This window comes from Pantoea sp. DY-17, from assembly GCF_019795975.1.
Classification (GTDB): Bacteria; Pseudomonadota; Gammaproteobacteria; order Enterobacterales; family Enterobacteriaceae; genus Pantoea; species Pantoea leporis.
This window is the reverse complement of the sequence record NZ_JAIMIG010000001.1, coordinates 1,980,831-1,998,612: the sequence shown is the minus strand read 5'-3', so window position 1 is coordinate 1,998,612 and position 17,782 is coordinate 1,980,831. Positions and strand designations below refer to the sequence as shown.

General features: G+C 54.2%; 20 protein-coding genes and 1 tRNA gene. 12 read left to right on the top strand and 9 right to left on the bottom strand.

Features of this window, described 5'->3' with window-relative positions:
• Positions 1-24: 24 nt before the first annotated feature.
• Positions 25-750, bottom strand: a complete 726-nt coding sequence (locus K5Y33_RS09360; RefSeq protein WP_222233759.1) for a LytTR family DNA-binding domain-containing protein — start codon at positions 748-750, stop codon at positions 25-27.
• Positions 747-2,438, bottom strand: coding sequence for a sensor histidine kinase (locus K5Y33_RS09355; protein ID WP_304624137.1), 1,692 nt, complete (start codon positions 2,436-2,438; stop codon positions 747-749). Before K5Y33_RS09355 ends, K5Y33_RS09360 begins: the two co-directional genes overlap by 4 nt.
• A 269-nt stretch (positions 2,439-2,707) precedes the next feature.
• Between K5Y33_RS09355 and K5Y33_RS09350 the strand changes: the two genes are divergently transcribed.
• Positions 2,708-3,232, top strand: a complete 525-nt coding sequence (locus tag K5Y33_RS09350) for a GNAT family N-acetyltransferase (RefSeq protein WP_101763598.1) — start codon at positions 2,708-2,710, stop codon at positions 3,230-3,232.
• A 118-nt stretch (positions 3,233-3,350) separates the two neighbouring features.
• Entirely contained in the window at positions 3,351-4,589 is a 1,239-nt protein-coding gene (gene alaC / locus K5Y33_RS09345) for an alanine transaminase (protein ID WP_008101332.1), read from the top strand.
• A gap of 41 nt (positions 4,590-4,630) precedes the next feature.
• Here alaC and ypdK read toward each other — a convergent pair whose 3' ends face one another.
• From ypdK to K5Y33_RS09330, 3 genes are all read right to left on the bottom strand, one after another.
• Positions 4,631-4,702, bottom strand: coding sequence for a membrane protein YpdK (ypdK, locus tag K5Y33_RS09340; RefSeq protein WP_099686956.1), 72 nt, complete (start codon positions 4,700-4,702; stop codon positions 4,631-4,633).
• Between the two features lie 202 nt (positions 4,703-4,904).
• The gene (locus K5Y33_RS09335) at positions 4,905-5,933 is read right to left on the bottom strand and encodes an HlyD family secretion protein (RefSeq protein ID WP_192233105.1); all 1,029 of its coding nucleotides are present in this window, start codon (positions 5,931-5,933) and stop codon (positions 4,905-4,907) included.
• 5 nt (positions 5,934-5,938) lie between these two features.
• Entirely contained in the window at positions 5,939-7,540 is a 1,602-nt protein-coding gene (locus tag K5Y33_RS09330; protein ID WP_110866532.1) for an MFS transporter, read from the bottom strand.
• A 150-nt stretch (positions 7,541-7,690) separates the two neighbouring features.
• Here K5Y33_RS09330 and K5Y33_RS09325 point away from each other — a divergent pair, with 150 nt between their 5' ends.
• The 4 genes from K5Y33_RS09325 to K5Y33_RS09310 all read left to right on the top strand — a co-directional run bounded on the left by K5Y33_RS09325 (position 7,691) and on the right by K5Y33_RS09310 (position 10,282).
• Complete coding sequence (locus K5Y33_RS09325; RefSeq protein ID WP_222233758.1) at positions 7,691-8,476, top strand: IclR family transcriptional regulator; 786 nt, start codon at positions 7,691-7,693, stop codon at positions 8,474-8,476.
• A 7-nt stretch (positions 8,477-8,483) separates the two neighbouring features.
• A complete protein-coding gene (locus tag K5Y33_RS09320; RefSeq protein WP_222233757.1) occupies positions 8,484-8,936 on the top strand; it encodes a universal stress protein in 453 nt (150 codons plus the stop codon).
• Between the two features lie 9 nt (positions 8,937-8,945).
• The gene (locus K5Y33_RS09315) at positions 8,946-9,749 is read left to right on the top strand and encodes a hypothetical protein (protein ID WP_192233107.1); all 804 of its coding nucleotides are present in this window, start codon (positions 8,946-8,948) and stop codon (positions 9,747-9,749) included.
• A gap of 251 nt (positions 9,750-10,000) precedes the next feature.
• A complete protein-coding gene (locus K5Y33_RS09310; protein ID WP_222233756.1) occupies positions 10,001-10,282 on the top strand; it encodes a membrane lipoprotein lipid attachment site-containing protein in 282 nt (93 codons plus the stop codon).
• Positions 10,283-10,797: 515 nt separating this feature from the next.
• On the opposite strand, the gene K5Y33_RS09305 is transcribed toward K5Y33_RS09310, so the two are convergent.
• A complete protein-coding gene (locus tag K5Y33_RS09305; RefSeq protein ID WP_101763604.1) occupies positions 10,798-12,015 on the bottom strand; it encodes an MFS transporter in 1,218 nt (405 codons plus the stop codon).
• Positions 12,016-12,284: 269 nt separating this feature from the next.
• Here K5Y33_RS09305 and K5Y33_RS09300 point away from each other — a divergent pair, with 269 nt between their 5' ends.
• Positions 12,285-12,524 (top strand): hypothetical protein, encoded by a 240-nt coding sequence (locus K5Y33_RS09300; protein ID WP_008101313.1) that lies wholly within the window; start codon positions 12,285-12,287, stop codon positions 12,522-12,524.
• Positions 12,525-12,562: 38 nt separating this feature from the next.
• On the opposite strand, the gene K5Y33_RS09295 is transcribed toward K5Y33_RS09300, so the two are convergent.
• The gene (locus K5Y33_RS09295; protein ID WP_222233755.1) at positions 12,563-13,462 is read right to left on the bottom strand and encodes a DMT family transporter; all 900 of its coding nucleotides are present in this window, start codon (positions 13,460-13,462) and stop codon (positions 12,563-12,565) included.
• Between the two features lie 180 nt (positions 13,463-13,642).
• Between K5Y33_RS09295 and K5Y33_RS09290 the strand changes: the two genes are divergently transcribed.
• The 3 genes from K5Y33_RS09290 to K5Y33_RS09280 all read left to right on the top strand — a co-directional run bounded on the left by K5Y33_RS09290 (position 13,643) and on the right by K5Y33_RS09280 (position 15,165).
• A complete protein-coding gene (locus K5Y33_RS09290) occupies positions 13,643-14,512 on the top strand; it encodes an AraC family transcriptional regulator (protein ID WP_222233754.1) in 870 nt (289 codons plus the stop codon).
• 106 nt (positions 14,513-14,618) lie between these two features.
• Positions 14,619-14,951 (top strand): hypothetical protein, encoded by a 333-nt coding sequence (locus K5Y33_RS09285; RefSeq protein ID WP_255610247.1) that lies wholly within the window; start codon positions 14,619-14,621, stop codon positions 14,949-14,951.
• 25 nt (positions 14,952-14,976) lie between these two features.
• A complete protein-coding gene (locus K5Y33_RS09280; RefSeq protein ID WP_110866538.1) occupies positions 14,977-15,165 on the top strand; it encodes a hypothetical protein in 189 nt (62 codons plus the stop codon).
• Between the two features lie 20 nt (positions 15,166-15,185).
• Here the strand turns inward: K5Y33_RS09280 and K5Y33_RS09275 are convergent.
• Positions 15,186-15,260: transfer RNA gene (locus K5Y33_RS09275), tRNA-Arg, on the bottom strand.
• An 87-nt stretch (positions 15,261-15,347) separates the two neighbouring features.
• On the bottom strand, positions 15,348-16,262 hold the full coding sequence (locus K5Y33_RS09270) for a formate/nitrite transporter family protein (protein WP_137386225.1): 915 nt from the start codon (positions 16,260-16,262) through the stop codon (positions 15,348-15,350).
• Between the two features lie 243 nt (positions 16,263-16,505).
• Between K5Y33_RS09270 and ccmA the strand changes: the two genes are divergently transcribed.
• Both ccmA and ccmB read left to right on the top strand, forming a co-directional pair.
• Positions 16,506-17,120 carry a cytochrome c biogenesis heme-transporting ATPase CcmA gene (ccmA, locus tag K5Y33_RS09265; RefSeq protein WP_222233753.1) on the top strand — a complete coding sequence of 205 codons (615 nt, stop codon included), beginning with the start codon at positions 16,506-16,508 and terminating at the stop codon, positions 17,118-17,120.
• Positions 17,120-17,779 (top strand): heme exporter protein CcmB, encoded by a 660-nt coding sequence (gene ccmB / locus K5Y33_RS09260; RefSeq protein WP_101763610.1) that lies wholly within the window; start codon positions 17,120-17,122, stop codon positions 17,777-17,779. The genes ccmA and ccmB overlap by 1 nt, the downstream gene beginning before the upstream one ends.
• Positions 17,780-17,782 lie beyond the last annotated feature (3 nt).

Below are 17,782 nucleotides of genomic sequence, written 5' to 3'. Positions count from 1 at the left end.
GGCGAGCGGCATCCGCCGTTCGCCTTATAATCTCATTAACTGCCTAAAGGCTTTCACCTTGCTGCGACTCACCGGCACCTGCGCATCCAAATCACGCAACTTCACCAAATAGGTATTGTTAAACCACGGCTCGATTTCACGAATCTTGCTCAGATTGACGCAGTAAGAGCGATGGCAGCGGAAGAACTGCTGTTCCGGCAAACGGCTGCAAAACTCACTAATCACCATCGACATCACATAGGCTTCGCGCCGCGTATACACAAACGTCAACTTCTCATGCGCCTCAACGTAATAGATCTCGTTGATATCGGTGACGATAATGCGTTCATCTTTCACCAGATTGACGGTTTGTGGCGAGCTAGTGGCTGCGTTTTGTGGTTGCAACTGCTGTTGCGCGCTGGCTTCCAGTTTCTGCAGCATCGTCATGATGCGCGACTCATGATACGGCTTGAGAATGTAGTCAAACGCGTCCAGCTCAAACGCTTCAACCGCATGCTCTTTCCACGCGGTGATAAACACAATCAGCGGTTTGTGGGCAAACTGATTGATGTTTTGCGCCAGCAGCATGCCATCGAGCGAAGGAATGTTGATATCGAGGAAAATCACATCCACCCGATGGTTCTGCAGATATTTCAGCACTTCCAGCCCATCATCAAAGCAGGCCTCAACGCTGATTTGGCTGTGTTGCTGAATCATCCAGCCTAACTCTTGCTGGGCGAGAAATTCGTCTTCAACGATGATGGCTTTCACGTGGCGGTTTCCGTGGTGGGGCGCAGCGGGGCAGGCAGCCGCTGGCCATTCTTGCTAAGCGTAAAGGCGATTTCCGTGCCGGGATGATGGCGGGTGATGACCAAACCCTGGCCGGAGAGCAGCTTAACGCGATGATGCACATTCAGCAGACCAATTTTGTTGCCGGGCATCTCGTTTCGCGCCACGCGGCTCATCACATCATCGCTGATGCCATCACCGGTATCGCGCACCGCAACGCGCACCCGATCGCCTAAATCCTTCACGCTCAGCGTCACTACGCCTTTGCCGCGGCAAGGCTGAATGCCGTGCACAATCGCGTTCTCTACCAGCGGCTGAATCAGCAGGCTGGGCAGCGTGAAGTGCAGATCTTCATCCACGTCATAAATCATCGACAGCTTATCGCCGAAACGCGCCTGCTCAATCGCGATGTAATCCTTCACCTGCCACAACTCTTTCTTGATATCGATAAGCTCGTCATCGTTGAGTTCGAGGTTGTAACGCAGATAACGTGACAAATTGATCACCAACTGGCGCGCGGTGTCCGGATTAAGGCGAATCGAAGAGGAAATAGCATTCAGGGCGTTAAACAGGAAATGCGGGTTAATTTTGCTCTGCAGTGCGCGCAATTCTGCCTTGTTCGCCATCTCACGCAGCTGTTCAGCCCGCGAGACTTCCAGCTGGGTGGAGATGATTTGCGACAGCCCAATCGCCATCTCTTTCAGCGACCCGGTGATGCGATGCGCTCGGCGATAATAGATTTTTAGCGTGCCTGTCACTTCCCCTTTTTCCCAAAGGGGAATAACCAGTATCGAGTGAATATCTTTGGTGCGATGCGCCTCGTCGTTGTTCTTAATAATGATTTTACCGCTGGCGATCGCCTGCGCGGTGGTCGGGCTGATGGCATCATCGCCGTTGTGATAGTTCTGCTCGCCGTAACCGACATAGGCGAGAATCTGTTTGTTATTGGTGATGGCGACCGCATCGGCGTGAATGTCGGTGCGGATGATATCGCACACTTTATGCAGCGACTGGCTATCAACCTGGCGAAACAGCGGCAATGTTTTGTTGGCGATCTCCAGTGCGAGCTTGGCCTGACGCGCCGCAATCGCCTCTTTTTCACCTTCGACGCTCTGCACCAGCAGCACGATTAAACCGATGCTTGAGGCACCCAGAATCATCGGCAGCGCAATCTCGGACACAATCGCCAAGCCCAGCGTCATTGGCTTGGCCCACAGCACAATCAGCAGCATGGTCAGGCTTTCGCACAACATACCGCCGAGAATACCGGCGCGCCAGCGCTGCTCTTTATTCACCCGGCGGTTGATCACGCCCGAAGCGATGCCAGCAATGATGCTGGTGATCAGGCAAGGCACCGCCGTGACGCCATCCATATCAATCAGATAGCGATGTAAACCGGCAATCACGCCGGTGGCGATGCCCACCCACGGACCAAACAGAATGCCGCCGGACATCACCGCAATCACGCGCACATTGAGCAGAGATCCGTCGACGTTAATGCCTGACCAGGTGCTGAACAGCGCAAACAGCGAGAATATTGCCGTCACCACCAGTTTTTCTCGCACCGAATGCTCATCTTTTTGCAACAGCTGACGAAACACCCGCGTGCGCGTGAGGAAGAACAGACAGATCAGCATCAGCGCCGCGCGGTCAAAAACCGCCAGCAGCATGTCGAAGTGGGAAGGCAAGGGCATCTCTCAGGCAAGAAACGGGAGGCTATGATAAAAAATGTGGTCACGATCCGCCAGCCTCACGGCAATCTGCAGACCTTTCTCGTAGCCGGGATCAATTTTGAGCATGCCTGATCGCCATAAATAGCGACATCCGCCAAAAGAGGAAAACTTGAGTAACAAAAAGAGGATTAGCGAAAGCGTGCGCCGATCGCTGGTTGTCAATACGCCGGTTTGCTATGTTGCCGGATAAAAAGGGGAGCTTAGCCATGCAATTACTCACGCCACGTTTGTCCCTCAGTCGACTTCAACCTGAAGACTGGCGGATTTTCAAAGCGGTACATCAGGACCGCGCGACCATGACGTGGGTCAGTGAAATCCCGGATGAAAACGATATTCGTCAACGCTTTACTGAGCGTCTGGCGCCGTGGCAGGCGAGCAGTTTTCATATGCTGTGTCTGGTGGCGCGCATCCGGGAAACCGGCGAGCCGATTGGCCTGTTTGGCTGCAGCGCCGAGTGGCATCCTTATCGTCAGGCCGAAGTGGGTTACATGCTGCGCGCGGCGTTTACCGGAATGGGTTATGGCAGTGAAGCGCTCGACGCGCTGTGCCAGTTTTTGCTGCAGGCAGAATTTCATAAGCTGAAAGCGATGGTGATTGAGGGGAATTGGCCGTCACGCCGCATTCTGGAGAAGAATGGTTTCGTCCTTGAGGGTACGCTGCGGGATAATTATCTGCTAAACGGCCAATGGGTAAGCGATTGGGTGTTTGGCCGCCTGAATCCGCAACATTAAAAAAATTTCCGTCTGCTCTCGACAATCTTGTTATCAGCGCGTTATGTTCTTGGTGCGGTCACCACAGTGACCCACGTCGCTCGGACGGTCCGGGCGCTTACGTAAACCAGAGGACATCATGGCTGATAACAGCACACCCCGTCGTTTCTCGCGTATTGAACGCCTTCCCCCGTATGTTTTTAACATTACCGCTGAATTGAAGATGGCTGCGCGTCGGCGCGGCGAAGACATCATCGATTTTTCGATGGGCAATCCGGATGGCCCCACGCCGCCGCACATCGTCGAAAAGCTCTGCCAGGTAGCGCAGCGCGAAGACACGCACGGTTACTCAACCTCGAAAGGTATTCCCCGTTTGCGTCGCGCGATTTCGCGCTGGTACGCAGACCGTTATCAGGTAGAGATCGATCCGGAATCGGAAGCGATTGTCACCATCGGCTCCAAAGAGGGTTTGGCGCATTTGATGCTGGCCACGCTCGACCACGGCGACACCGTGCTGGTGCCGAATCCCAGCTATCCAATTCACATTTACGGCGCGGTCATTGCGGGTGCGCAGGTGCGTTCTGTTCCGCTGGTAGCGGGCGTTGATTTCTTCAACGAGCTGGAGCGGGCGATTCGCGAAAGCTATCCCAAACCGAAAATGATGATTCTCGGCTTCCCGTCGAACCCTACAGCGCAATGCGTTGAGCTCGACTTCTTCGAGCGCGTCATCGCGCTGGCGAAGCAGTACAACGTGCTGGTCATCCACGATCTCGCCTACGCTGATATCACCTACGATGGCTGGAAAGCGCCGTCGATTATGCAGGTGCCAGGCGCGCGTGATGTGGCGGTAGAATTCTTTACCCTGTCGAAAAGCTACAACATGGCGGGCTGGCGCATCGGCTTTATGGTCGGTAACAAAGAGCTGGTCTCCGCGCTGGCGCGCATCAAAAGTTATCACGATTACGGCACCTTCACGCCACTGCAGGTCGCAGCGATTGCGGCGCTGGAAGGCGATCAACAGTGCGTGCGCGATATTGCTGAACAGTACAAACGCCGTCGTGATGTGCTGGTGAAAGGCCTGCACGAAGCGGGCTGGATGGTCGATCTGCCGAAGGCGTCGATGTACGTCTGGGCGAAAATTCCCGATCACTACGCGCATCTTGGCTCACTGGAGTTTGCCAAATTACTGATGCAGGAGGCCAAAGTGTGCGTCTCGCCGGGCATCGGTTTCGGTGATTACGGGGATACCCACGTGCGTTTCGCGCTGATTGAAAACAGCGATCGTATTCGTCAGGCGGTGCGGGGGATTAAATCGATGTTCCGTGCCGATGGCATTTTGCCGGGAACGGTGAAAGCGCTGGAAGAAGAAGAGGAATAACCATTAAGTGGGGCGACTCAGCGTCGCCCCGCCTGGCGGCTCTACAGCATCAGTACAAAAGTACCGACCCAAAGCAACAGGAAGAAAGAAATTCCCATCAAAGCGTATCTCACAAAACAACTCCTCTGAGCGGCTACCCGGCGGGCGATCCCAAACCCGCGTAACCCGAACAGAATAAGAGAAAGGTGGAGTTCATCATCGCTACACGCTTTCTTCTCAGGTCGCTCCAGGCAAGCCCGAAACAGGATCGAGGGCTAATTTACGCGGATTTGTCCCAAAAATAAATAGGCCACTTCTGAGATATTGCTCACATTTTCAGCGGGTCTCAATCTCCGGTATCGCCGACATTCCCACGCGCAGTTTTGCCAGATCCGGCTGGTTCTCATCGAGCACAATTTTCACCGGTAAACGCTGTACCACTTTGGTGTAATTGCCGGTGGCGTTGTCCGGCGAAATGGCGGAAAAGGTCGCGCCCGTCGCCGGAGCAATGCTGTCGACGCGGCCGCTAAATACCTTGCCTGGCAAGGCATCCACCTTCACGCTCACTTTCTGCCCTTGCTGCACATCCGCCAGCTGGGTTTCCAGATAATTAGCGGTGATATAGGTTTGCTGCAGCGGCACCACCGCCAGCAAACGCGTGCCTGCGCTAACGTAGGCGCCGAGGCGCACCGAACGCTGACCGACCATGCCATCCACCGGCGCCACAATCCGCGTGTAGGAAAGATTGAGCTGCGCCTGATCGACGCTGGCCTGCGCGGCAGCGACATCGGCAGCGGCCTGACGCACCGCAGCTTGTAGCACGCCAACTTGCTTGACGGCGGAAGCTAGCGCCGCTTCGCTCTGGCGGACGGTAGCCGAAGCGGATCGCTGCGTTGAGTTGGCTTTTTGCTGATCGTCTGCGGCGATGGTGCCACTTTTATACAGCTGGTTGTAACGCGCGGCGCTCTGTCCGGCGTACTGCGCGGAAGCCTGGCTCGCCGCTAACGTGGCCTTCGCCTGGTCGATAGTGGATTGCTGCTGTTCCAGCTGCGCCTGGCTACTCAAACGCTTCGCCTCGCTGACCTGCAAATTGGCCTGCGCGGTCTCTAACGCCACACGGAAATCGCGATCGTCGAGTGTCGCCAGCAGTTCGCCGGCCTTCACGCGCTGGTTGTCTTGCACGTTGACGCTGGCGATGTAGCCGGAAACTTTCGGTGCAACCAGCGTGTAATCGGCATTCACGTAGGCATCGGTGGTGCGGTGATCGTTGCCGGTCATTGATGACCAGACAAAAAAAGCCATCGCTAATAACACCAGTAATAAGGTGCTCAACAGCACCGTTCTCTTCAAAGCAAAAGCTTGCATATCAATTATCTCGACGTCGTCGTAACAGGTTGAATCAGTGTTTGTGGTGGCCACACGCGTTTTGGCAACCAGGCGGTTAACAGTAAAAGCAGGGCGGCGAAGGCAATCAGCATCTGGTAGCAATCACTCAGGCTCAGCACCATCGCCTGCTGTTTCAGCAAGGTGGCGAAGCCGCTGAGGTTTTCCGCGCTGCTGACGCTGCCGTCCGGCAGCAACGGCACGCTGCTGCTGGATTGTGCGCTGTTCGGCGCCGTCATCAGCCATGAACGGCTGGCGGCGCTATCGACCAGCACGTTGGAGTGGAATTTTTCACGGTGGCTGATAAACCATTCCACCAGCGTGCTGGCGGCGATGCTGGAGAAACCGCGCACCGTGTTGAACATCGCCGAGGCAAAGGGGCCTTCTGGTGGTGCAACCACGCTGGTGGCACTCATCAGCACCGGCAAAATCACCATGGGCTGGCCGAACGCCTGCAAAATCTGAATCAGCCAGAAATTCTGCCGCGCCCAATCGGTGGTGATGTGCATGCCCATCAGGCAGGACGTCACCAACAGCGCTACGCCCGCCGTCAACATCCAGCGGCAATCCACCCAGCGAATATTCAGCAGCGCGGCAACAAAAGGCGCGATCAGCAATTGCGGCAATCCGATGGTCAACGCCAGCGGGGCGAACTGCAGCGTGCGGAAGCCTTGCACCTGCGCCAGATAGGCCGACGGCAGCGCCGAACCTGACAGCGACAGAATCAGCACGCCCGCCAGCACCAGCAAGCCGTGCGCGAGATTGCGCCGCCCCAGCATCTGCAATTTGAACAGCGGCAGCGGGTGAAACCATTCATTAATAAAGAACACAGTCAGCAACGCCAGTGCGCTGAATAATAGGCCGCAAAATAACGGCGATTCGAGCCAGTCGAGTCGTTCGCCCTGCGTCAGCGCCAGAATCAACAGCGCCATACCGGAGCAGCCGGTCAGCATGCCGAACAGATCGATCTGTTTAAAACGCTCAAGGCGCAGCGGATCCTGCGGCAAACCCCAGCTAATCAGCAGCATGGCAATCAGCATGGCGGGCACCACTTGCCAGAAGACAAACAGCCAGCTGACGTCATCGGTCCAGAACGCCGCCAGCGAAGCGGCCATATTCGGACCGAAGGTGGCGGTCAGCGCATATCCGGCTAAACCGTATAATTTGATCGGCGGCGGCAGAAAGCGCAGCGCAACGGTCATCAGCATTGGCGGCAGCGCGCCGCCAAATAACCCCTGCACCACGCGCAAGGCGATAAACAGCGTGGCGTTAGGCATCAGCGGCAGCAGCAGACCGCTCAGCATAAAACCAGCGGAGACGGTGAGCGCAAAGCGGCGCAGCGAAAAGGTGACGGCGAACCAGGGCGCAATCATCATTGCCGCCACTTCAGCGGCCTGATACGCGGAGATGATCCAGCTGCCTTGATCGAAACTGATGCCGATGGCAGCGCGGATATCGGCTAACGCGATATCGGTGACGCGATCGTTTAATCCTGATGTGAGCGCGGCAATCAGCACGCCAACCAATCCCAGCGCCAGGCGCAGAGTAAACGGATGGGGGGCCGGAGCCGCAATGGGCTGGGCGTTCATAGCAGGCTTCTCGTTATATTGTTGATGCAGTGTATTGCAATGTGATACAGATGGCATCTTACATATCGATATGCTGTATTGCAATGTGATACAGGGTGTAAAAGTGCGATCATTCGCGTTAAAGTAGGGCAGGCCAAAAAGGAACGCATCATGGTTGAACTTCCCTCAAGCCGTGAGGATGAAAAAGCGGGTGGCATTCAGGTCATCGCGCGTGCGGCAAAAATTCTGAACGCGCTGGGTGAGCATCCCGGCGGCATGAGTTTGGGTGAAATTGCGCAGGTGGTTGATCTGCCGCGCTCGACGGTGCAGCGCATTATTGGTGCGCTGGACAGCGCACAGCTGGTGCGCAGCAGCGGTGCCGGCGGGTTACGTCTTGGTCCGGCGCTGCTCAAGCTGATCTCCAGCGTGCACAGCGACGTGGTGGAAATCGTGCGTCCATTCCTCGAACAACTCTCTGCAGAGATTAATGAAACGGTATCGCTGGCGCGGGCCAGCGGCACGCAGCTGGCTATCGTGCATTATGTGGTGGCCTCGCGCGAACTGCGCGTGGTGCCGCGCATCGGGCTGAATTTGCCGCTTTACAGCACATCGGGCGGCCGCGCGTTGCTGGCGCTGGAGAGCGATGAAGATGTGCGCGTGATGGTGGGCGAAGCCTATAAAGAGTTAACCGAGATGACGGTGAAAACGCTGCCGCAATTGCTGGAGCTGATTGCCGAGGTACGCGCTAGCGGATTGGCGATCGATCGCGGTGAGACGCTGGAGGGCATTTCGACCATGGCGGTCGCCATTGATACGCTGTTTGGCCGCTTCTCCATCTCATTATTGGTGCCGACCGCGCGTTTTCATAAGCAGGAAGCGCATTATCGTGACCAAATCATCAAGTGCAAAGACGCCTTGATTCGTGAAATTGGCAAAATGACCGCTGTGGAAGGATAACCAACTGATGAAAACCTTGCTGATGGCCATCGATAACTCTCCGGTGGCGGAAAAAGTGATTGCGTTGACTATTGAACAAGCGCTGGCGCATCAGGCACAGGTCACGGTGCTGTGCTGCGTTGATCCCGCATACTCCTCCTGCAATCAACCGATTGAGATTGATGCCGGTGAAGATCCGGATGATTTTGTGGCGGCGAAAGATGAGCAGAACACCGCCGAAATGGTGGTGCGTCACGCGCTGGCGCCGCTTTTACGCGCGGGCGTGGCGGCAAAGGGTTTGATTCTGGCGGGGGAAGCAGCGGAAACCATTGTGGCGCAATCCACATTTTTGCATGCCAGCATGATCATCATGGGACGCCGTCATCTGTCGCCGTTTAATCGTCTGCTGAAAGGTTCGGTCAGCGCTGCGGTGATTGAACGCGCCAATTGCCCCGTTTTAATTGATGTGCGTAAGGATTAACCCCGCTCGATGCTCTCGCTTTTTCCGATTACGCTAGCGGCGTTCGCGCTGCTGGCGATCATTATTATTCTGCTGGTGCGCACCACCTCGCTGCGACAGTGGCAAGGCGTGCTGTTATTTATCTTGCCGCTAATACTGGCGAATTTACTGTGGTTCAGCTGGCTTCATCCACGTCAGGAGCGGCAGGCGCTGATGGAAGAGGTCGCAACCCAACTCAGCCTTGCGCCCGGTTATCGCCTGCTAAAAATTCAGGAACCCGCATTGTGGCAGTTGCTTAATCGCGAGCTGCTGCATAAACGGCTGGAAGGTGTTCCCGCCAATCAGGCGCTGGGGGATATGCGCGGCTGGTTGATGGATCTGGTTAATCAGCGTCTGACGCGCGCCAGCGATGCGGCGATCATTGATTACATCCGCGTCTCGGTCGAGGAGATGCAGGCGTTGCAGCAGCAGGAACCGCAGCGCTGCTTCCGTTTCCTCTATCCGCAGGTTAATGGCGGCGTCAATTTGCAACAGGTGCTGTCACCGGAACTGAATCAGCGCGATGCGCAAGCACTCGAAACGCTGCTGCAGCAAAGTACCGGCAATGAACAGCCGCTGGATCAGGCTGCGGCGCAGCGCGATTTACAAAGTGTGGTGGAAAAGCTGTATGGCAAGTGGGGCGATCGGCTGCAACAGCTGAATATGCCGGCGGACACCGCGGTTGATCGCGGCGCCATGTGCGCGATGTCGATTGATCTATACAGCGGCATTCTCGCATTGCCTGACAAACAAGCGGCCAATCTTTTACGTAAGATGGTCAGCCTTACCGGTTAGCAGGCAAAAAAAAGCCCGCTCAGCGCGGGCATGAAGGTCATTATCAGTATGTTTATTATTAATTCACCTGGTGTGGTGCAGACTTCGTTTTGTCTGAACAGATAATCGCACCCTTACCTTGATAAGTGAAACCGTTTGGTTTTATCGATTTGATTGGCGAAAGCTTCACTAATCCCGGACATTTCGCGCTTTATTCCTATAGATAAGCGCGGCGTTGCCTTTTAGACTGCAACGCTCAAGAGGAAACCCTAATGAAAAAAATGCTTATTAGCGCATTGGCGCTTTTTATGTTGGCGGGTTGTAGCGTCAGCAAACCAGGAGGATTTGAGCGTGTCGATGAAGATACCAGCTCAAATACCGTGCAGTATCGTTACGATCCGCACACGCTGAATAAAGACGCAATGGAGATCGACCTTGCGAATTATTGCAGTCAGCGTGGATTTGATAAGGTGGAATCACTGCCGTCGCAAAATAGCCATTTGCCCGGACTAAAGAAAGCCTGGTATCAATGTAATTACACGGTAAAAAGCTAAAAAAATAGGGCGGGATAATTTCCCGCCCTTTTTATTTTCTTATTATTTGCTGTGTGTGCTTTGCCCAACTATCTGCGGTGTCCATAACCGCCGTGCCCATGATGCCAGCCGCCGCCACCACCATGATGGCCCCAGCCTGGGCCGCCGCCTCCACGATGATGATCGATAATACAGCCACTCAACATCGTCATAATGGCTACAACCGATGCAAGCTTAATCACTTTCTTCATGGAGAGTCCTCCTCTGTTCCAATGACGCCAGATTACAGGGGAATAGTGGAGTGAAGATGCAGGAAATGTAGAGTTATTACGGAATGTATTACGGAGTGTGTCAATTAAATGCTAAAAAAGTCGCGGGGTAAAATAAACCAATCGGAATAAGCTGAATGCCTGATAATAATAACGAGATTACTCCGAAAGGCAAGGCTTAATAATAGTGGTTCTCAATTAACGTTTTATTGTGGAATAATTGTGGAGAAATGGGATGCCGCGTATTAATGCGGCATCCCAGCGAACTTAATTATGCAGTAAAGGTTCTGCCACGTTTTGGCGATTTGGCAGACGGATGCTCAGCGACAACACCAGCGAAATCACCAGCAAGGTCATAATCAGGCTGAAGGTGACGGTGAAGCCGCCAAAGGCGGAAGCAACCAGCGAACCCAGCACGCTGCCGATACCGAAGCCCAGGTAAATCAGACCATAGTTTTTGGTCAGGTTGTTCAGGCCAAAGAAATCGCTGACCAGCGATGGGAACACGGTAATGGTGCCGCCGAAGCTGAAGGCCACGCAGGCTAAGGAGAGGAAGAAGGTCGATTCACTCATATGGGTGAATAGCAAAATGCTCATGCCCACCAGCGAGACGATTTGCGCCAGCGTAATCACGCGGATGCGCGCCATTTTATCCGAGAGCACGCCAAGAATCAGACGGCCGCTGAGGTTGGCAATCGCAATCACCGTGACCGCATTGGCGGCGGTTTGCGCGCTCAGATGCACCATGCCTTCACCGATATCTTTCGCCACGCCAATCACGTACAGGCCGCTCATGCAGGCAGTGAGGAACATCAGCGCCAGCATCCAGTACTGCGGTAAACGCACCGATTGCGCCAGCGTGTAATCTTTGGCTTCCAGCTGCGTATTACCTCTGTTCTTCTGCATCGGTGCGTCACGCATCAGCAACGCGCCGACAATGATCATGCTCATCGCCAGCACGCCCCAGATCATGAAGGTATTCTCCAGACCTTGTGCGCTCAGCAGTGCGCCGCAGATGAATTTAAAGCCGAGGCTACCCAAACCGTACGCACCAATCGAGCAGGCGGAAATGAGCCCTTTGCGCTCCGGGAACCACTTCACGCAGTTAGAGAGCGTCATCAGATAACCGGCGCCATCGGCCAATCCCACCAGAATCCCTGCGCTGAGGTAGAGCATCATCAGATTATCGGCATGCGCGGTCAGCCAGAAACCTACCGCCATCAGCATGCCCGCACCGATGGTGACGTTGCGCACGCCAAAGCGCTCCTGCAATTTCCCGGCAAGCGATGACGCAATCGCCAGGCCAAGACTGAGTAAACCGAACGAGAAAGCCACTTCACTGATCGGCGCATTCAGCTTATTTGCCAGCGGGCCGTTAAACAGGCTCCAGGTATAAACCGAGCCCAAAGCGAACTGGGTGATAATAGTGCCGATAAGGGTGAGCATGCGGGTACGTTGGTCATTCGCGGGGGTTGCTGTTGTCATTTTTATCTCTCACTCGAGAAAGCGGAATCTGTGGAGATAATAAATTGCTCTCGCGCGTGCGGGGGATGCAGAGGCGTGAATGAACCGGATGGTGGAACGAAATGCAGTAAAGCGGGTATGAATGGCATTGTGATGACAGTAAGTGATGTCATTTAAGCCGTAGCGGTTGCTACGGGTAACCATCTGTAAGTGTTTGTATCGATCGCGCCATATCGCCTGCAAAGTTGTGGATGTTTGCCAGGCTTAGAATTCATTCAAAAGGAGGAAATATGAAAGACCGAACATATGAATCCGCGTCAAATGAGGATGAGGTTTGCTGCATTATCGGTCAGGCGGTGATCGAGTTAAGCGATGAGCATCAACCAGTGAATAAATCCACGTTGTCGTTGAAATTACTGGCAATGGCCGACCGCGACAAAGATGATGAACGCGTCCTGCTTTACTGGATTGCCAGAAAAGCCATAACTAAACCTCACCAGCTCAATATCGGCGTTCAGGGCTGGCGCTAGAGGAACAAAAGAGCGGGCGCAATGCCCGCTCTCGTTATTTATGCAGTCCGTAATCGGCCCATCGTTGGCCAGCGTACAAACATCACCATGTTCCCCGCCAGAATCATCACCAATCCGACAATCGCATTACTGTGCCAGTGATAACCTTCGTAAAGCGTGGAGAGCGTTAGCGCCACCAGCGGGAACAGCAAAGTACTGTAAGCGGCCTGACTGGCACCAATACGGCCCACCAGCGTGAAGTAGGCCCCAAATCCCACGACCGAACCAAATATCACCAGGTAGCTCATCGCGCCTAACCATTGCATATTCAGCGCTGGCGCCAGCGAATCGCCGTTAATTAATGCCAGTGCGGCCATCACCAAAGCGCCATACAGCATCGCGTAGCTGTTGGTGGTCAGCACATCACGCTGACGGCGTTGATGGCGCAGCGAAATCATATTGCCGAAAGAGAAGCCCAGCGTGCCAAGCGCGCTGAGGCCCACGCCCCACAGCAACTGTGGAGCCGGATGCGCCGCCTGAATATCATTCCAGAACAGTGCGACAATACCGCCCAGGCCAAGCACCGCCGCTGGCACCAGGCGAAACGATGGGCGCTGACGGAAGAAGATCCAGCCGTTAAGCGCGTTATACAGCACGGCCATCGAGAATATCACCGACTCGAGTCCGCTGCTGATCCACGCGGCAGCATGATAGAAGCAGACAAAGTTGAAGCCAAACACGCAGCAGCCCTGCAGCAGACAAAACAGATGATCGCGCTTATCCAGCATTCGCAGGCGACGCAGCAGTTTTAGGATCACCAGCATCACCAGCGACGCCAGTAAGAAACGCCAAAATACCGCCACCAAAACGGGCGTATCGGCCGCTTCCTGCTGCAGGAAAATGGCAATCCATGTGGTTCCCCAAATCATCACCACGGCAAGGTATAACATCACATTCATAGCGCACTCTCCGACATAATCTGGCCCGCAGTGTGGCGTGAAAAGCAACCTGCGGCTTGCACGTTTTTGCGCGGCAATTGCAAAATCTTGCGCTTTTTACTTCTGTGTCCGGCTGTGACCTGTTTTCTGTCTGCGGAGATCCGTAAACTGGGCGCTCATGAACTTCGAGTGATATGAACCATGGCCGATTACCAGACCTTCAACATGCTGCAGCGCCACAAAGCGCAGCTGCGCGACAGTGTGCAGTTGTCGAGCGGCATTAAGCTGGCGGCCTGGTTTAACAGCGGCGATCGCGTCACCAATCTTAGCGATCATCATACGCTGAGCCTGTATACCGCAGACGGCTATGAAACCTGGCATAAAACCCAAAACGGCTGGCGCAACGGCGGCGGCCCGGATCGCTTTTGCCTGATGCCCAGCGGGGTAGAATCGGTGTGGGATATTCGCGCCGATTTGTCGTTTGTGCATCTCTATTGCACCGACGAACATCTGCGGCATTTGGGCGAGCAGATTTGGGATCGCAGTCCGTCGCAGCTCAATCTGCATGAAAAGATCTTCGCGGCGGACGATCGCATCACCCAACTTTATCGCCACTTCTTGCTGAGCACCGACTGGCAACAGCCGGCGAACCAATTGGTGCTCAGCAGCGCATCAACGTTGCTGATGACGCATCTGCTGCAACGCTACAGCGATGTGCAATGGCAAGCGCCGCAGGTGCGTGGCGGACTGGCGCCCGCCGTGTTGCGGCGAGTCATGGCGTATATTGATGCGCAGCTCGATCAGCCATTAACGCTGGCGCAACTTGCAGCTGAAGCGGCGCTGAGCGAATACCATTTTGCCCGCATGTTCCGCAGCAGCGTTGGCGAGGCCCCGCATCAATATGTGATGCGCCGCCGCATGGATGCTGCGCTGCGGCTGCTGAAATTCAGCCGTTTACCGCTAACAGAAATCGCATTGCGCTGCGGTTTTCACTCCTCAAGTCACTTCAGTAACCGCTTCCGTCAGCTGCATGGCGTGACGCCATCGGCATGGCGCCACGATCACGTCTGATTACGATCTCACTTTTAAAACGTTGTAATCGGCTGCAAGAACCCCTTTTTTTTTCTGAACACATCTCTCAATTAGGCATTCTCAAACTCAGTGAGGCATTTTTTCCATGGATTTTGGAGTAGGATGCTTTGCAGGAATATTAATCTATCACATTGATTACTATGACAAGTTACAAGAGGCCGTAATTATGGAAAAGCGTGTTTCAAAGCTGGAAGCGGATATTGACGATATCAAAACCGATATGGCAGTAATGAAAACGGATATCGCGGTGATCAAATCGAATTACGTCACCAAAAGCGATCTTTATCAGGAGATCGGCAAAGTGCATCAGGATATTGGGAGAATTCATCAGGAGTTAAGTAAGCAGACAAAATGGATAATCGCTGGGATGCTGAGTACTGCGGGCATGACGTTGGCACTGGCTCGCTGGTTGTTTTAAGTGAATAACTAATCAAGGAGTGAACATGGAAAAGCGCGTATCAAAGCTGGAAGCGGATATTCATGAAATGAAAACGGATATCGCGGTGATCAAATCGAACTACGCCACTAAAAGCGATCTTCATCAGGCGATAAATCAACAAACGAAATGGATTGTGGCGGGAATAATGAGCACCGCTGGACTGACACTTGCTCTGGCAAGATGGCTGTTTTAAGCGGGAGAACGATGAAAATCTGGTGTCCCCTGCAGGAATCGAACCTGCAACTAGCCCTTAGGAGGGGCTCGTTATATCCATTTAACTAAGGAGACGCCGGGCGCGCAGTATAGCGCACCGCGAACCTGATTTTAACTATGCAGCGGTTGTTTGCTCAATCTATCAGCAATTTAAGACCAGGCTTACGCCTGTTTTTGCTTCTCTTTCCGCTTCTGTTCCGCACGCGCTTTGGCTTTCGCCGCTTCACTCATATCGTTACGAATCTGCGCATGGCTGATCAACGCAAATATCAGCGTACCGCCCGTGATGTTGCCAAGCAGCGTAGGCAGGGCAAATGGCCAAAAGAATTCGTACCACGGCAGCGTGCCCGCAAACACCAGATATAGCACCTCGACCGAACCGACCACGATATGCGCTAAATCACCTAACGCCACCAGCCAGGTCATCATCACAATCACTACAATCTTTGCGCCACCCGCATACGGGAACATCCACACCATGGTGGCGATAATCCAGCCTGATATCACCGCATTAGCGAACATTTCGCTTGGTGAGTTCACCATCACTTTTTCACTGATGGCGGTAAAGGCCTGACGCGTCGCATCGTCGAATATTGGCATATGATTAAAGGCCAGCGCCCCCAATGCGGTGCCAATCAGATTGCCGAGTAGCACCACGCACCAGAGCCGTAACAGCAGCGCAAAGTTGCTGCCGGTCGGTTTGTGCATCACTGGCAAAACGGCGGTAACGGTATTCTCGGTAAACAGTTGCTGGCGCGCCATAATCACAATCACAAAGCCAAAGGTATAACCCAAATTTTCCAGTAAAAATGCGCCCGGCACGCCTTTAAGATGGACCTGAAAAATGCCTTTCGCCATCAGCGAAGCGCTCATTGACAGTCCCGCCGCAACCGCGGACCAGAGCAGCGCCATGCCGTCACGTTCGAGTTCTTTTTCCCCATCCTGGCGTATCTCTTCATGAATCGCCGCAGCCTGCGAGGGCAGGGCATCTTCATCGACTTCTATCTCCTTGCCTTGCTCCTTCTCATCACTCTCTACATCGTTGTCACTGTTTGAAATCGATGGTGATTGTTTCATGTTTTCCTCAGGTGATAATGCCATTGCGTCATAAGCGTAGCTGGTTTTTGCAAGTTCGATTTGTTACGAAGATTCAAATTAAGAGTAACGAAATTTTAACCGAGTTGGATTTTTGAGCAATTTGTTGATCTGGGGCGCACGAATACCCCATTTGGGGTAAGTGGGAGCCAGCTCACAGACTTCGGCCCACAGATTCAATGTGGTATTATCCCCGCCTCATTCATTGCCGCGATTCTCCCTTCTATGCTCGAAGTCATTAATCTCTCATGCGTTCGTGATGAGCGAACCTTGTTTCATGGGTTGAGCTTCCGCGTGCAACCGGGTGACATTGTGCAAATCGAAGGGCCAAACGGAGCCGGGAAAACTTCGCTGTTGCGCCTGCTGGCCGGATTAAGCCGGGCGGAAGAGGGCGACGTGATGTGGCAGTCACAGCCCCTTCGTCAACAGCGCGAAGTATGGCAACAAAATCTGCTCTATCTTGGCCATCACCCCGGCGTGAAATCGGTACTCTCACCGCTAGAGAACCTGCATTTCTGGCACGGTAGCAGCAAAGAAGACGCGATTTTTGCTGCGCTTGAGCAGGTCGATCTGCTGGGCTTTGAAGAGGTGCCGGTGGCACAACTCTCCGCCGGACAGCAGCGGCGCGTGGCATTAGCACGCTTATGGCTTAGCCCAGCGTCGATATGGATCCTTGATGAACCCTTAACCGCCATTGATAAAGGCGGTGTGGAAAAATTAATGACGCGATTCGTCAGCCATGCCGATAACGGCGGAGCGGTGATTCTGACCACGCATCAGGATCTGCCCGATCACAGCGCGCGCGTGCGTAAAATTCGTCTTACTTCGGAGTGGGCTTGATGTTAGGCAGGGTCATTCAGCGTGAATTAAAAATCGCCTTTCGTAGCGGCGGGGAAGTGATCAATCCGCTGTGGTTTTTCCTGATTGTTATCACGCTGTTTCCGTTAGGTATCGGACCGGAGCCACAGCAGCTGGCGCGGATTGCGCCGGGCGTGGCGTGGGTTGCCGCGTTACTGGCCTCATTGCTGGCGCTGGAACGGCTGTTTCGTGACGATTTTCTTGATGGTTCGCTTGAGCAACTACTTCTGTTGCCGACGCCGCTACCGATCACGGTGCTGGGCAAAGTGATTGCGCACTGGCTGATTACCGGGCTACCGCTGATTTTATTGTCGCCGCTGGCGGCATTGTTGCTGTCGCTGGATTTTGCCGGCTGGCGCGCGATGGCATTGACGTTATTACTTGGCACGCCAACGCTGAGTTTTCTCGGCGCGATTGGGACCGGATTAACCGTTGGGTTGCGGCGCGGCGGCGTATTACTGAGTTTGCTGGTATTGCCGTTGTCGATACCGGTTTTGATATTTGCCAGCGCGGCGATTGATGCCGCCGGAATGGGATTGCCGATCGGGGGTTATCTGGCGATTCTTGGCGCGATGCTGGCGGTAAGCGCAACGCTGTCGCCGTTCGCGACGGCAGCGGCCTTGCGTATCAGTCTGCATTAATTC

Coding starts and splice junctions, on each gene's coding strand:
- K5Y33_RS09305 (WP_101763604.1), bottom strand. CDS start 12,015: ATGACAACAGCAACCCCCGCGAATGACCAACGTACCCGCATGCTCACC.
- K5Y33_RS09350 (WP_101763598.1), top strand. CDS start 2,708: ATGCAATTACTCACGCCACGTTTGTCCCTCAGTCGACTTCAACCTGAA.
- K5Y33_RS09290 (WP_222233754.1), top strand. CDS start 13,643: ATGGCCGATTACCAGACCTTCAACATGCTGCAGCGCCACAAAGCGCAG.
- K5Y33_RS09320 (WP_222233757.1), top strand. CDS start 8,484: ATGAAAACCTTGCTGATGGCCATCGATAACTCTCCGGTGGCGGAAAAA.
- K5Y33_RS09315 (WP_192233107.1), top strand. CDS start 8,946: ATGCTCTCGCTTTTTCCGATTACGCTAGCGGCGTTCGCGCTGCTGGCG.
- ccmA (WP_222233753.1), top strand. CDS start 16,506: ATGCTCGAAGTCATTAATCTCTCATGCGTTCGTGATGAGCGAACCTTG.
- K5Y33_RS09335 (WP_192233105.1), bottom strand. CDS start 5,933: ATGCAAGCTTTTGCTTTGAAGAGAACGGTGCTGTTGAGCACCTTATTA.
- K5Y33_RS09355 (WP_304624137.1), bottom strand. CDS start 2,438: ATGCTGCTGGCGGTTTTTGACCGCGCGGCGCTGATGCTGATCTGTCTG.
- K5Y33_RS09280 (WP_110866538.1), top strand. CDS start 14,977: ATGGAAAAGCGCGTATCAAAGCTGGAAGCGGATATTCATGAAATGAAA.
- alaC (WP_008101332.1), top strand. CDS start 3,351: ATGGCTGATAACAGCACACCCCGTCGTTTCTCGCGTATTGAACGCCTT.
- K5Y33_RS09300 (WP_008101313.1), top strand. CDS start 12,285: ATGAAAGACCGAACATATGAATCCGCGTCAAATGAGGATGAGGTTTGC.
- K5Y33_RS09325 (WP_222233758.1), top strand. CDS start 7,691: ATGGTTGAACTTCCCTCAAGCCGTGAGGATGAAAAAGCGGGTGGCATT.
- ccmB (WP_101763610.1), top strand. CDS start 17,120: ATGTTAGGCAGGGTCATTCAGCGTGAATTAAAAATCGCCTTTCGTAGC.
- K5Y33_RS09295 (WP_222233755.1), bottom strand. CDS start 13,462: ATGAATGTGATGTTATACCTTGCCGTGGTGATGATTTGGGGAACCACA.
- K5Y33_RS09310 (WP_222233756.1), top strand. CDS start 10,001: ATGAAAAAAATGCTTATTAGCGCATTGGCGCTTTTTATGTTGGCGGGT.
- K5Y33_RS09330 (WP_110866532.1), bottom strand. CDS start 7,540: ATGAACGCCCAGCCCATTGCGGCTCCGGCCCCCCATCCGTTTACTCTG.
- K5Y33_RS09270 (WP_137386225.1), bottom strand. CDS start 16,262: ATGAAACAATCACCATCGATTTCAAACAGTGACAACGATGTAGAGAGT.
- K5Y33_RS09285 (WP_255610247.1), top strand. CDS start 14,619: ATGGATTTTGGAGTAGGATGCTTTGCAGGAATATTAATCTATCACATT.